Annotated in this window: 13 protein-coding genes; 4 read left to right on the plus strand and 9 right to left on the minus strand. The window is 43.9% G+C overall.

All coding sequences use genetic code 11. The features are described 5' to 3' along the window. Positions 1 to 30 precede the first annotated feature (30 nt). Both nhaC and LJF29_RS06555 read right to left on the minus strand, forming a co-directional pair. Positions 31 to 1,392: a Na+/H+ antiporter NhaC gene (gene nhaC, locus LJF29_RS06550; protein WP_229147655.1), complete on the minus strand. Its 1,362-nt coding sequence runs from the start codon at positions 1,390 to 1,392 to the stop codon at positions 31 to 33. 125 nt (positions 1,393 to 1,517) lie between these two features. After that, positions 1,518 to 2,018, minus strand: a complete 501-nt coding sequence (locus LJF29_RS06555; RefSeq protein WP_010333566.1) for a universal stress protein — start codon at positions 2,016 to 2,018, stop codon at positions 1,518 to 1,520. A 444-nt stretch (positions 2,019 to 2,462) separates the two neighbouring features. Between LJF29_RS06555 and LJF29_RS06560 the strand changes: the two genes are divergently transcribed. Both LJF29_RS06560 and LJF29_RS06565 read left to right on the plus strand, forming a co-directional pair. After that, the gene (locus LJF29_RS06560) at positions 2,463 to 4,220 is read left to right on the plus strand and encodes an ABC transporter ATP-binding protein (protein WP_229147657.1); all 1,758 of its coding nucleotides are present in this window, start codon (positions 2,463 to 2,465) and stop codon (positions 4,218 to 4,220) included. After that, complete coding sequence (locus tag LJF29_RS06565) at positions 4,217 to 6,238, plus strand: ABC transporter ATP-binding protein (protein WP_229147664.1); 2,022 nt, start codon at positions 4,217 to 4,219, stop codon at positions 6,236 to 6,238. Before LJF29_RS06560 ends, LJF29_RS06565 begins: the two co-directional genes overlap by 4 nt. A gap of 45 nt (positions 6,239 to 6,283) precedes the next feature. On the opposite strand, the gene LJF29_RS06570 is transcribed toward LJF29_RS06565, so the two are convergent. The 6 genes from LJF29_RS06570 to LJF29_RS06595 form a co-directional block, all read right to left on the minus strand. Beyond that, positions 6,284 to 6,904, minus strand: a complete 621-nt coding sequence (locus LJF29_RS06570) for an NAD(P)-dependent oxidoreductase (RefSeq protein ID WP_229147671.1) — start codon at positions 6,902 to 6,904, stop codon at positions 6,284 to 6,286. A gap of 37 nt (positions 6,905 to 6,941) precedes the next feature. Further along, entirely contained in the window at positions 6,942 to 7,067 is a 126-nt protein-coding gene (locus tag LJF29_RS06575) for a hypothetical protein (protein WP_081720765.1), read from the minus strand. Positions 7,068 to 7,173: 106 nt separating this feature from the next. Then, complete coding sequence (sspB, locus tag LJF29_RS06580) at positions 7,174 to 7,377, minus strand: beta type acid-soluble spore protein SspB (protein WP_010333571.1); 204 nt, start codon at positions 7,375 to 7,377, stop codon at positions 7,174 to 7,176. A 211-nt stretch (positions 7,378 to 7,588) separates the two neighbouring features. After that, complete coding sequence (locus LJF29_RS06585) at positions 7,589 to 7,807, minus strand: YheE family protein (protein WP_081720766.1); 219 nt, start codon at positions 7,805 to 7,807, stop codon at positions 7,589 to 7,591. A 149-nt stretch (positions 7,808 to 7,956) separates the two neighbouring features. Next, positions 7,957 to 9,318 (minus strand): YheC/YheD family protein, encoded by a 1,362-nt coding sequence (locus tag LJF29_RS06590; protein ID WP_229147672.1) that lies wholly within the window; start codon positions 9,316 to 9,318, stop codon positions 7,957 to 7,959. Further along, the gene (locus tag LJF29_RS06595) at positions 9,308 to 10,399 is read right to left on the minus strand and encodes a YheC/YheD family protein (RefSeq protein ID WP_229147674.1); all 1,092 of its coding nucleotides are present in this window, start codon (positions 10,397 to 10,399) and stop codon (positions 9,308 to 9,310) included. Before LJF29_RS06595 ends, LJF29_RS06590 begins: the two co-directional genes overlap by 11 nt. Positions 10,400 to 10,661: 262 nt before the next feature. Between LJF29_RS06595 and LJF29_RS06600 the strand changes: the two genes are divergently transcribed. Next, positions 10,662 to 11,795, plus strand: a complete 1,134-nt coding sequence (locus LJF29_RS06600) for a DUF445 domain-containing protein (RefSeq protein WP_229147675.1) — start codon at positions 10,662 to 10,664, stop codon at positions 11,793 to 11,795. Positions 11,796 to 11,887: 92 nt separating this feature from the next. Next, positions 11,888 to 12,241, plus strand: a complete 354-nt coding sequence (locus tag LJF29_RS06605; protein WP_010333576.1) for a YlbF family regulator — start codon at positions 11,888 to 11,890, stop codon at positions 12,239 to 12,241. A 44-nt stretch (positions 12,242 to 12,285) separates the two neighbouring features. Here LJF29_RS06605 and LJF29_RS06610 read toward each other — a convergent pair whose 3' ends face one another. Beyond that, positions 12,286 to 13,359, minus strand: coding sequence for a DNA alkylation repair protein (locus LJF29_RS06610; RefSeq protein ID WP_229147677.1), 1,074 nt, complete (start codon positions 13,357 to 13,359; stop codon positions 12,286 to 12,288). Positions 13,360 to 13,622: the final 263 nt, after the last annotated feature.

Consider the following 13,622-nt stretch of genomic DNA (forward strand, 5'->3'; position numbering starts at 1 on the left):
AAAGAGCCCGCTTTGCAAGCGGCGCTCTTTTTATTTTTTTACATATCCAACTAAAATCGAGATCATCGGGGATATATAGAGGAAGAATGCAAATGGGATATAATCAATGACGGGAACACCAAGCGCGGTTGCCATAAAAGCCCCGCTGACGCCCCAAGGGATCAATGGATTAATTAAGGTTCCGCCGTCCTCTAATGATCTTGATAAAAACTTCCGCTGAATGTTTTGTTTGTCATATAAAGACTTAAAAGATTGTCCTGGTATTAATATAGATAAGTACTGTTCGCCTGTTGCAAGATTGACACCGATACTTGAGCAGACAGTTGATGCAATGAGACTGCCCTTTGAACGGATTCCTTTCATCACACCCTCCAATAGTGCGGAGATCAGGCCGATTTTCTCCATTAAACCGCCGAGTGCAAAAGCGATCATAATAAGAGAAACTGAGCCCATCATGGATTGCAGTCCGCCTCTGTTGATGATTTTAGCGGCTGCCTCATTGTCAGTTTCGAACATGGTGCCATTTTGCAGGGCTGACATAAAAGCCTGAATGCTGCTGTCGGGAACGAAAATGGCTGTCAAAATTCCCGAGGAAATAATACCCGCAGTCAGAACGGGAATAACGGACACGCGCTTAATCGCCAGCAAAACAACTAAGAGCGGAGAAAGAATCGTCCACGGTGTGACATTTGCTGCATCTTTTATTCCGGCAATAACGTGTGCAATATCATCTGTTGAAGCAGCGTCCGCTGAGACTGATAAACCAAGAAAGTAAAAAAGGACAACAGTGATCAGCAAGGCGGGAATGGTTGTGCCCATCATGTGGCGAATGTGTTCAAAGATCGATATTTCGCCTATACCCGCAGCAAAATTTGTTGTATCCGACATCGGTGACATTTTATCACCAAAGCAGGCTCCGCAAATGACTGCCCCTGCCGTCCATTCGAGCGGAACGCCTGCCGCGCTTGCCACGCCGATCAGTGCCACGCCAATTGTACTTACTGTTGTCAGGCTTGAGCCGACAAGTGTGCTGATGATCATGCAGGAAAACAAAGCAGTCAAAAGAAGGTGGCTCGGTTCAATAAAGGACAATGCATAAACAGTAACGGACGGTATGGCGCCGCTGTACATCCAAGCGCCGATTAAGATACCGATCAGCGCCAGAACGATAATCGGCTGTACACCGTTTTTAATCCCGTTTACAATTCCTTTTTCAAGGCTGTTCCAGGAAAAACCGTACCATAAACCGGCTGCTGAAAGCAGGACAACGCATAGGAACAGCGGGATATGCGGTTCTGTATGAAGAAAAAATAAGCAGGAGATAATGACTCCTAACATGAATATAAATAAACCGACGGCTAACGGAAACGTCAGCTTTTTTTGAGAATCCAAAACAACACCCCACCATTTTCTTTAATGCTTTTGTGCTTTTGGGCACGAAAGCATTATATCAGAAAAAAACGAAAATCCGTGTTTTTTCACAATTATGAATTTAAAAAAGCGAGCACATGGCGTGCTCACTTTACGATCAGAACCGGTATGTCTGATTTCGCCGAAAGCTTTTCACTTACACTTCCAAACAAAAGTTTCTTCAGTCTGTTTTGGTCTCTGCTTCCGGTTACAATCAGATCGGCTGAAACCCGGTTGGCATGCTCGATAATTGATTCAGCCGGGTCACCTTCTAATATATCGATATCTCCCTCTGTCAGCTGATCATTCAGCATCATTCTGGCTTCGGCGATGACTTCTTCCGTACGGTCTTCATAAATCATTGGCTCCGGTGGTGCAACATCTGATATCAGCGGATCAGGAACACTTGTCATGCCTCCGCCAATATAGCTTGCCCCTGCTGCGGGCCTCGGCGGGTCGATGATGGTCTGGTTGTCTTTCATATCATGTGAATGGGCGACTGTAATGGCTGCATTTACCGTTTTCGCAAGATCAATGGCTGTCTGAAGCGCTTTCTTACTGTTTTCACTTCCGTCAAACGCAACAATAATACGGTCAGCATGAAACATCATTCTCACCCTTTCAAAAACGTCGTACAATACAATACCCGAAATAAAATCTATTTAATCTTTTTCTCGGTAGTAATGATTGACAAAAAAAGGTTTTGTTTATATTATGAAAAAAGAGTGAAAAATCAGAATGAATGGAGGGTTTGCTATGCCAAGGAATGATATGTCTTACAGAACAGTTTCATATTGGCGCGGCAAACCCTTATTCTGTTTTTTTGATTTGGGTTAATCCGCGCGCCGAAAAGCGCTCTGTACAGCATAATCGATAACAAAAGGCATGGAGCTGACGCTTCATGCCTTTTTTATATACAAAATCTTAAGAAAGACAGGTGTATCGGATGTGAAGACAAATACAGAGGCGAGGATTGGTTATGACAAACTGAACGAAAAGAGCTGCAAGGAAAAAATAGAAGGCGGCTGACGAGATAAAGGAGATGGGGATGGATGTTTTCAGTATTGAAAAAGCTGGGCTGGTTTTTTAAAGCCTACTGGCTGCGCTATACGATTGCGATTGTGCTTTTATTATGTGTAAATGTACTTGAGATGTTTCCGCCTAAACTGTTGGGGAACGCCATCGACGATATGAAATCGGGGGAGTTTACCTCAGGCGGGCTGCTGTTTTATGTCAGCGTATTTTTAGGTTTGACGGCGGTGGTGTATATCATGTCTTATTTTTGGATGCACCAGCTGTTCGGCGGAGCGAATGTGATGGAGAAAATTCTCCGCTCTAAGCTGATGGGTCATTTGCTGAAAATGGCACCGCCGTTTTATGAAAAATACAGAACAGGAGATTTAATGGCGCGGGGGACAAATGATCTCCAGGCTGTCAGTTTAACGACGGGGTTTGGCATTTTGACATTAGTCGACTCCACGATGTTTATGATGACGATCTTTTTGACGATGGGATTTTTGATCAGCTGGAAACTGACGCTTGCAGCCATACTACCGCTACCCATTATGGCTGTTGCCATCAGCATATACGGAAGTAAAATTCATGAGAGGTTTACAGAGGCACAACATTCTTTCGGAGCGCTGAATGACAGGGTGCTCGAATCGGTCTCTGGTGTGAGAGTGATTCGAGCTTATGTGCAGGAAACGAATGATGAGCGCCGTTTTAATGAAATGACGGCCGACGTGTACCGGAAGAATATGAAGGTAGCCTTTATCGATTCTCTGTTTGAGCCGACTGTTAAGCTGCTTGTCGGCGCCAGCTATCTGATTGGGCTGGGGTATGGAGCGTTTCTTGTTTTCCGCAATGAGCTGACGCTGGGCGAGCTTGTTTCCTTTAATGTCTATTTGGGCATGATGATTTGGCCGATGTTTGCGATCGGTGAATTAATTAATGTGATGCAGCGCGGCAACGCGTCCTTAGATCGGGTAAATGAAACCCTTTCTTATGAACCGGACGTGACAGATCCGAAGCGGCCGTCTGATCTAAAAGAGCCTGGAGACATCGTTTTCAGCCATGTCAGCTTTACATATCCAAGCTCAACAAATGTAAATATTCAGGATATTTCTTTTACCGTGCGAAAAGGGCAGACTGTCGGGATTGCCGGTAAAACTGGGAGCGGGAAAACGACGATCATTAAGCAGCTTTTGCGCCAGTATCCAGCCGGTGAAGGGAGCATCACATGTTCAGGTGTGCCGATTGAGCAGATTCCTCTTGATCGGCTCCGCGGGTGGATCGGATATGTGCCGCAGGATCATTTACTGTTTTCCCGGTCTGTAAAAGAAAACATCTTGTACGGAAAGCTTGATGCAAGTGATGCTGAGGTAGAGAAGGCTGTTTCAGAAGCTCATTTTGAAAAAGACTTGCAAATGCTTCCGGCCGGTCTGGAGACAATGGTGGGTGAAAAAGGTGTCGCACTCTCTGGAGGGCAAAAACAAAGAATTTCAATCGCGAGGGCGCTGATGGCGAATCCGGAGATTTTAATCCTGGATGATTCTCTTTCCGCTGTAGATGCGAAAACGGAGGCGGCCATTATCAGCAATATCAGGAAAAACCGCCAAGAGAAAACGACATTTATTCTGACGCACCGTTTATCCGCTGTGGAGCATGCCGATCTCATCCTTGTGATGGACGCCGGCGTGATTTCTGAGAGAGGCACACATCAAGAGCTGATGGCCAATAACGGATGGTATCGGGAACAATACGAAAGGCAGCAGCTGTTCAATGTGGAAGAAGGGGGAGCAGGGGCATGAAGACAGGAAAAACCTTATGGAGATACGCACTCCTATATAAAAAATTGCTCATCACTGCCGTCCTGTTGCTTGCGATTGCAGTCGGGGCAGAGCTGGCCGGACCGTTTATCGGCAAAAAAATGATTGACGACCACATTCTCGGCATTGAAAAAACATGGTATGAGGTCTCAGAAAAAGATAAAAATGCAGTTGAATTTAACGGCACTTCCTACGTCAGGGAGGACCGGATGCAGGAATCGGCTGCTAAAGAGAAAGAAGTGCATATTTATCAAGTGGGAATGGCGTTTTATTTCGTTGATCAGGCTGTCAGCTTTGACGGGAACAGAACGGTTTCTGACGGAAAGCTGATGATCACTAATAGGAACGAAAGCCGGACGTATCCTGCTGAACAGCTGACAAAGCAGGAGATTTTTCAGTTCTATAAGCCGGAAATGAAGGGGATGACGTTTCTCATTTTTCTGTATGCCGGTTTGCTTGTCTTCTCGGTATTTTTCCAATATGGGCAGCATTATTTATTGCAGATGAGTGCCAACCGCATTATTCAAAAGATGAGACAGGATGTGTTTTCCCGCATTCAGAAACTGCCGATCCGTTATTTTGATAATCTTCCCGCGGGCAAAGTAGTCGCAAGAATTACAAATGATACCGAGGCAATCAGAGATTTATATGTGACAGTGCTATCGACGTTTGTGACAAGCGGCATTTATATGATCGGGATATTTACGGCGTTGTTCCTGCTGGATGTAAAGCTCGCGTTTTTATGCTTGGCGATTGTGCCGATCATCTGGCTGTGGTCGATTATCTACCGGAAATACGCTTCCTATTATAATCATCAAATCCGTTCGATCAATAGTGACATTAATGCAAAAATGAATGAGTCCATTCAAGGGATGCCGATCATTCAAACTTTTCGCCATCAAAAAGAAACAATGAGAGAGTTTGAGGAATTAAATGAATCTCATTATTACTATCAGAACAGGATGCTGAATTTAAACTCTTTAATGTCACACAACCTTGTGAATGTTATCCGCAACCTTGCGTTTGTTTGTCTGATCTGGCATTTTGGCGGCGCAAGCCTAAACGCGGCAGGAATTGTTTCCATCGGTGTGCTGTACGCGTTTGTGGATTACTTAAACCGCTTATTCCAGCCGATTACAGGTATTGTCAATCAGTTTTCTAAACTGGAACTGGCGCGGGTGTCCGCCGGGCGTGTTTTTGAACTGCTTGAAGAAAAGGAAACGGAAGAAGCGGGTGAACCGGCGAAGGAGCGCGCGCTGGGGCGGGTTGAATTTCGAGACGTATCATTTGCTTACCAAGAAGGAGAAAATGTTTTGAAACACATCTCCTTTACAGCACAACAAAGCGAAACTGTAGCGCTTGTCGGCCATACCGGATCAGGCAAGAGCTCGATTTTAAATATCCTCTTCCGCTTTTATGATGCGCAAAAAGGGGATGTGCTCATCGATGGGAGAAGCATTTACAGCATGTCAAGGCAGGAACTTAGATCCCATATGGGAATTGTGCTTCAGGACCCTTATTTATTTTCAGGAACAATTGGTTCGAATGTCAGTCTGGAGGATGAAAGAATTTCAAAAGAAGACATCATAGAAGCACTGCGGCAAGTCGGGGCTGAGTCGCTTCTTGAAAAGCTTCCGAAAGGCATCAGCGAACCTGTCATTGAAAAAGGCAGCACGCTATCATCGGGAGAGCGGCAGCTTATTTCCTTTGCAAGAGCTCTGGCGTACGATCCCGCCATTTTGATTTTGGATGAAGCAACAGCGCATATTGATACTGAGACAGAGGCTCTGATCCAGAAGGCGCTGGATGTAGTGAAACAAGGGCGCACGACATTTGTCATTGCCCATCGGCTTTCAACCATCAGAAACGCGGATCAAATTTTAGTGCTTGAAAAAGGAGAAATTGTTGAGAAAGGGAATCATGAGGAACTAATGAAATTAAAAGGGCAATATTATCAAATGTATAAGCTGCAAAAAGGGCAGAAGCATTCCATTGCATAGCTTTCAAAAACCCAAGACATCCAATGTTTTGGGTTTTTGTACGCATTAATAAGCCAGTCCTGCCCGGCAGCCGATATAGTCTCCTGTAAGAAGCTCGTGATACAGAAAAGCCGCTGTGTCGCCGACAGTGATCATTTTGCCTTCTACCGGCAAGACGTTGCGTTCTGCACGGTATTCACCTGCTGCTTCTCCGTCGGGAAGATATGTGGGGCAGATAATGGTCCAGTCTAAGGACGAAGCTCTGAGCATTTTATATACCTTTGCGTGCTCCTTGGCAGCGCGAGTCAGTTTTCGTTTTGATTCATTTGTTTCAAATCGATATTTTCCTGGTTCAATCCGTGAATTAAGAATGCCCGCGGTGCCGATCGTTATGACCCGTTGGATATGCTGTTCCTGCATAATGGCAAGAATATGTGTCATGGCAGCTGACAACGTATCATCACCATCTGTACCGAGACAGCTGATGACGATTTGAGCATCTTTCATGATTTCTTTCACATGTTCCCGGCAGCGAGCATTCCCGATAACGATCCGTTCTTTCGGCAGGCCAAGTTTATTATTTGGTGACCTGAGCAAGGCGTAAATATCAAGTTGTTCATCGTTCCCTGCCAATTTTAAAAAGGCTTGTCCGACCCGGCCGCTTGCCCCAAATAAAGCAATTTTCATGAAAAAACCTCCTCGCCCCCATTATAAAAGGATGTACTCAGTTTGAACAGCGTGGGAAAGAATACCTGTACAAGAATGCAGAACGATGGGAAACATATTCGTTAATCATGGATATACTTACGAACTGCACCAGCTCCCAATTCACAATTGCGATGAATGGCACCCTGATTCCCTCCCTTTTTTTCTAGGATATGTGGAGCAGGAAAAAAGGGTGACAAATATAAAGAAGGCGCGGAAACCGCGCCTTCTGTCAGCCATTTATTGAATTGTTATTGTACGCGGCCGCCCATGTTCTGCTGAGCGAAAGATACTAAACGTTTTGTGATTTCTCCTCCGACAGAACCGTTAGCGCGGGAAGTCGTATCCGCTCCAAGGTTAACGCCGAATTCAGAAGCGATCTCAAGTTTCATTTGGTCGATAGCCTGAGCTGCGCCAGGTACTAGCAATTGATTTGAAGAGTTTTGGTTAGCCATGTGTAAAATCTCCTTTTTTATTTGATATGGTTGGGTTAACTGGAGTTGCACCAGTCTGTGGACCCGACTCGGGTGTCACTGCCGTCTCGGCGTAACCCAATGCTTTGCCGGCTTGTTACTACGTATTATGTTAGATTTGACTGAAACTCATGCGGGCATTTTAGTGGTAAATCTTGAGAAACATAAAAAAAGCTTAGCCGTTCAGGCTAAGCTAATCGTAAATATGAAAAAGCATCAATTCATGTACCTCGTTTTTGAGTGCAGGCTCATCAGCACGGGCGGGATACAAACCTCCCCATTCAATCTCGCCGTTTTTATGATAGATGCCTTCATAATGCGTGCCTTTATAGTAAAACGAAATGGTCCATCCGGGCAGTTTTTCTTTTTGAAACAAAGGTTTCCAGCTGAAATGAGAAATCATCAGGGCCACGCTCCTTGAAGTTGATATCAATTGACATGGATACGGACGAATTATATTCATTGTATCATTGTTGCAAAACATCATTGAAGGGACTTTATGATGTGACTTGTCCCAGCGATGAATAAACTTCAAGCCCGCTTTTACATAAAGCGGGCAAATTAGGATGGCCACAGCGATTCATGGGAGGTAATCGCCATCTTCGAAAGATATGACGCATATTCAAAGCTTCTTCGTTTTGTCAAAGAATCGACAGACTGCAGATTCGGATGAGAAAAAATACTGCGGCCCGGACGTGAATTCGCTTCAAACATCCATACCTTACCGTTTTGATCAATGCCAAAATCAAAACCAATCTCGCCAACGAACCCATCGATATGGTCATGAAGCACTTGGCTGGCGGTCAGCGCCGCCGCAGAAAGCTTTTTAATGACATGTATTCGTTCCGTCGGATCATCGTATACTTCGGCCAGTGTTTTCACTACCCCGCCATTGGATAGGTGTGTTGTAATGCTGTTTTCTCCTGAAATTTTTACTGCGATGGCAGTCACAGTCCATTTCCCTTTCCCGTTTTTATTTGTATGAACGCGGAAATCGGCTGGTTTTCCCTGAAATTCAATTAAATGCACCCCTTGCTGAACGAGAAAGACAGCGGGATCATGCTGTTTTTGAAATTCATCCAAAAATGCGGAAGCATCGGGATAGTCGATTGAAGAAAAAGATTTAGCATCATTCGTATGTTTCACAGTCAAACCGGATTCCGTTTTGGCGAGCTGATAAATCCCGGTGCCGAGTGCTCCGTCCGCCGGTTTTATATAAACCTTGCCGAATGAATCACTCAGCTCTTCAATCTGCTCAACAGTAGGATGAAGGATTGATTTTGGTAAAAAAGGAGCCGTTCTTGGGTCTTTTTCCAGCAATTGATGAACATCCCATTTGTTGAAAAATGTTTTGTTGAACCATGGAATTTGATATTCATTGATCAGCCGGTTTTTGGTATTCTGCAAGACAATTGAATTCTCGATTTTTCTGTTTGGCAAACGGTCATACACGACGTTCGGCAGCGGGACAATGTGTTTCTCCCAGCCGTTTTCCCTGTATAGAAGCGCTTCAATCGTTCCTTCCTGCCAATTGATTTGGTGCGCGCCAAACACGAAGCAATAGCTTCCTGTTTGTTCATGCAAAGTGAGCAGTTTAGAAAAAAAGAGAGATCGATCCTTAAAAGGGCGCTCAAGTGAGGCGGTAAACCCCGCGGTGAAGATGCCGATTAACGGACCAATGTGCACCGAATGATCATGAATGAGAATATCAGCCCGGCTGCGGTGCGGTATCAACAGTTCGTGAAACAAATTTTCAGAGAGGAGCACCGTCTGTTCGAGATTTCGTCTGAAAGTAACATGGCATCTGACAACCTTCGTTCCAAATGAGGCAGACAAAAGGCCGTCTTGCTTCATTGCGGAGGGCAGAAATATAGTATTTTCACTGTTTTTGTCTATGCCGATCAAAAACCGATTACGATTCACGCGGAAGGACTCCTTTCTGGTTTTGCAGCGAAAATAGATATTTGCACCGCTTAAGAGGACAAGTAAATAGATGTTCTTTTTTCTCAGGGGAAACATGAAGTATTGATTTTCTGCCTGGTTTAGAATTGATATCCAGGATCCAGATTCTCCCGTCCTTCGCAAGGCATATATCCAGACCAAGTTCAAATAACGGCCCGTATCGCTCATCCAGATAATAAGGAACCGATTGGGTAATCGAGAATACGTCATCCAGTAGAACTACCTGCTGTTTTTTCGGAATATTTTCAAACCATGTATCAAATGTAAGCGTATCCGATCCGCCTGATAAATTGGCCAGCAGCCCATTTTTGTATCCGCGTCTCACTGCCTTTCCAACGGTATGCCATTCACCGTCCTCATTTTTTTGCATAAACAGCCGGATATCACACGGGTATTGCTCCTTATCTTGGATATTTAAATAAGGCTGTATCAAATATTGGTGCTGCAGCACTTTTTTGCACCAGGTTTTAAAAGAAGCTTGGTTAGAAAAGGCTTTTGTCTGTTTATCCTTTCCGATATGGTAGGTGGCGGTTATGTTTTTTTTGCCGAGCTCCAGAAGTATAACGCCTCTGCCGCCAGCACCGAACGCCGGCTTTAAAATACAGGCTTTTTCTTTCAATAAATACGAATGGATTTGTTCAAATCGGCTCACCTTCATGGTTTCTGGAATGTAAGGATTGATCACAGAATGCTCCTGCAAATCTTGAAGCACCGTCCATTTATCAGGAAGACCCCGCCCGATAAATTCGGTTTTCGGATATTTTTTGAGCCATTCAACGATCGGCTTTGCTTTTTGGGATTGTGAATCCTTCCCATAAAAACAGCGGTCATAAATATAATCGGGAATCGCAAGTTCTGTTTCGTTCCAATTGCTGCTCGCTGGGTGATAAACGAGCGCTTTGACACGCAGGGTGTCGGGCAAAATGTCAAACGGTGTAAAGCGGATCAAACGTATGCCGAATTCGGGCGCTCTTACGGCCAATTCTGCGGAAAAATCCTGCTCATGCTGGCGGGTTAAGGACATAAAACCGAGTGTTATCATGGTGAGACTCCCCCTTTTATTAAAAAGCTGCCGGCGGGTGTCAGCAGCGTAACGCTTCAAAAAACATCAGGAACACAGCTGTCGGTAGTCTACTTTACAGATTACGATTCAGCATCTTGCCCTATTCCTGTTAAACAAGCTGATTTTATGGCACTGTGTTTTGTCTCCTTGTTTGCTAAGTGATCACACCAACCTCTATAATACAAATAGGTCATTCTATTTATGAAAAAGTAAAAGCACAGATGGAGGCAGATGAGCAGGAATGGGTATTGCAGGAACCTTTATATTTATGATCGTGATCGGCGCAGTTATCGGCGCGGTGACCAATCATTTAGCAATTCAAATGCTATTTAGGCCGTATAAGGCATATTATTTGTTTGGAAAACGAGTCCCTTTTACTCCGGGATTGATTCCAAGAAGACGTGATGAGCTTGCGAAACAAATGGGGCTGATGGTGGTAAACCACTTATTAACGCCTGAGGGTATTAAAAAGCGGCTTGTCTCAGATTCAGCCAAAAAGCAGGCGCTGCAAGTCGGAGAACAGCTGATTCAGAACCTGTCGTTATCTGAAATGACAGTAAAAGCAGCGCTTGAAAAAATCGGAGTAAAGCATCCGGGTGAAGCGGCAGATGCCTGGATCAGCCGCTGGACGGATGATAAATTGAATGAACTATTCCGCCAATATGAGCATCAAACGTTAAAAGAAGCACTGCCATTGGAAGTGCAGGAAAAGCTTGAAGAGAAGATACCGATGATTTCAGGCTATATTTTATCGCGAAGCATTCGTTATTTTGAAAGTGAAGAAGGAAAAATCCGTCTCGGCAATATGATTGATGACTTCTTAAAAGAACGCGGTATGCTTGGAAGCATGGTGCAAATGTTTCTCGGCAATTCAAGCCTTGCTGATCGCGTGCTGCCGGAGCTTCTGAAGTTTTTGCGGAATGAGGAAACGAATAAGCTGCTTTCTGATCTTCTGAAAAACGAATGGGGCAAGCTGAAGGAGTATACATTTAATGAAGCGGACGAAAAATGGAACGCAAAAGTATTAATCTTTAGCCTGAAACGAAGAGTGCTGCAAGCATTTTCAACTGCTCCGTTTTTTGAAAATACGATTGGCTCGCTTACTGCCCGCTATGAAGATGATCTAAACCATCGTGTCCTGCCGGCGCTTTTAGACAAATTGCTTGAGGGGATTTCAACCAATCTCGAAAGTGTATTAAAACGAATGCGTCTTGAGGAAATTGTAAAGGAGCAGGTGGATCAGTTCCCGGTACAGCGTCTTGAAGAAATGGTGCTGTCGATTTCGAAAAAAGAATTTAAAATGATAACCTATTTGGGCGGGCTTCTCGGCGGAATCATAGGTGCGATTCAAGCTTTGTTTGTCATCCTTTTTTAAGAAGAAACGGGTTTCGATTAATGAAAGGAGCTCCATAGTCTGTTATAGTGGAGGGGTATGTCAATTGGCAATGATGAAAGGAGCTATGTACAATGGCTGTTAATTTTTATGATGTAGCGTATGATCTGGAAAATGCATTGCGCGGGAGCGAAGAGTTTACCCGTTTAAAAAACCTGTATGATGAAGTAAACGCAGACGAGTCTGCGAAACGGATGTTCGAAAACTTCCGGGATGTGCAGCTGAGACTTCAGCAAAAACAAATGGCTGGAGAAGAAATTACAGAAGACGAAGTGCAGCAGGCTCAAAAAACTGTTGCGCTTGTGCAGCAGCACGAAAAAATTTCTCAGCTGATGGAAGCGGAGCAGCGTATGAGTATGCTGATCGGCGAATTAAACAAAATCATCATGAAGCCTTTAGAAGAGCTTTACGGCAGTGTCGAAGGCTAATCTATCAAAATCCCTTCTGGATAAGAAGGGATTTTTTTATTCGTTCAGCAAATTTGAAAATCCAGCGACTTTTTGACCTCTCCATTAATGATCACTGATAATGTGTGAATTCCTTTGTAATGTTTTCTTGTAGATAAATCCTTAAATGATTGCGTTTTGGTATATGATTTTGTTTCGTTTTTTCCTATATTCGTTTCTGTTATTTTAAATACCTTTCGATGACGCTGGCCTCTGGCTTTTACGTAATCAATGGCGTACTCAATTCTTGCTTTTTGATCCCTGTTTGAATGAATGTGAAAAGTAAATTTGAGGGTTTCACCAATAGAAATACGGCTGGACTCGCACGTTAAATCCTGCAGTTGAATCGAATCAGCATCATGATAGCCAAAAAGTGATAAAGCCTGTTTATCGCCCTTTTTTAACAAGGTCCGGTAAGCGTGTTTGATGATCCAGTCTGTATGAGGATGTGTTCCATACCATTGTTCAGCGACTTTTTTCAGCAAGTGAGGATGTGTTTTTGATATATCATTAAGGTTGTTGGCCACACTTTTTCTCACATACAAAGACTCGTCCTTCATCAGCTGCTCAAGGATCGGCAGCACGGGGGAGGGGTCCGATTTTAAAGCGGGTACCGATTTTCCCCATGGAAGGCGGGGCCTGCTTCCTTCACTCGCAAGTCTTCTCACGTGCTCATTTTCATGCTTAGACCATATTAGCAATTGCGCAATCATTTTTTCCTGATCTAAAAGCAAAAAAGGCCTCACAGCAAATTCTGAAGTAGAATAATGCGTAAAGTATTCTAACGCCTTCATTGAATCATCCCAATGCTCTAATCCGTACTGTTCCACATAGTCAGGAAAAATGATTCCGCTGAGTCCCTTAAAATGAGGAGCTGCATCCCATAATACTGCAAGCGCTTCACCGTAATGTTTCGGCAGTGTTTCGTATAAAGCAACGGTAATGCGGCGCATGCGTTCTTTTAAAGCGAGCGCAGGCCATTCTTCCTGCATTAAGAGTTCCTCGAATCTGTCTTTGTTGAACGCTGGATAGGTTTCTTTTACAGTATCTATTAATTGAGAGATCAGTTCTTGATTATAAATTTCTTTTAAACCAGTCATCGGACCACCGCTTTTCAGTTTATTGTTTCTATTATATGCGAATATATGTTCTTGTTCAAGTGATGATATCCAATAATTAACATTCTACGCTACCTTAGTTACACAGATATTGGTTACTTTTTTTAGTTAAAAAAACCCTTGTCTTCTGCAGAGAAAACTGCGATAATAACATTGAAAGCGCCTACACTTACCTATTTCAAATGGATACGGTCGCATATCATGCCGTTATATAGAGGGGATAAGCAACAGAGAGTAAGTGTTCG

The sequence above is a fragment of the Bacillus sp. LBG-1-113 genome, assembly GCF_020708615.1.
GTDB lineage: Bacteria > Bacillota > Bacilli > Bacillales > Bacillaceae > Bacillus > Bacillus mojavensis.

Bases quoted from the DNA above. Each gene is read 5' to 3' on its own strand.
- LJF29_RS06555 (WP_010333566.1), bottom strand. From the start codon at position 2,018: ATGTTTCATGCTGACCGTATTATTGTTGCGTTTGACGGAAGTGAAAAC.
- LJF29_RS06560 (WP_229147657.1), top strand. From the start codon at position 2,463: ATGTTTTCAGTATTGAAAAAGCTGGGCTGGTTTTTTAAAGCCTACTGG.
- LJF29_RS06565 (WP_229147664.1), top strand. From the start codon at position 4,217: ATGAAGACAGGAAAAACCTTATGGAGATACGCACTCCTATATAAAAAA.
- LJF29_RS06570 (WP_229147671.1), bottom strand. From the start codon at position 6,904: ATGAAAATTGCTTTATTTGGGGCAAGCGGCCGGGTCGGACAAGCCTTT.
- sspB (WP_010333571.1), bottom strand. From the start codon at position 7,377: ATGGCTAACCAAAACTCTTCAAATCAATTGCTAGTACCTGGCGCAGCT.
- LJF29_RS06595 (WP_229147674.1), bottom strand. From the start codon at position 10,399: ATGATAACACTCGGTTTTATGTCCTTAACCCGCCAGCATGAGCAGGAT.
- LJF29_RS06600 (WP_229147675.1), top strand. From the start codon at position 10,662: ATGGGTATTGCAGGAACCTTTATATTTATGATCGTGATCGGCGCAGTT.
- LJF29_RS06605 (WP_010333576.1), top strand. From the start codon at position 11,888: ATGGCTGTTAATTTTTATGATGTAGCGTATGATCTGGAAAATGCATTG.
- LJF29_RS06610 (WP_229147677.1), bottom strand. From the start codon at position 13,359: ATGACTGGTTTAAAAGAAATTTATAATCAAGAACTGATCTCTCAATTA.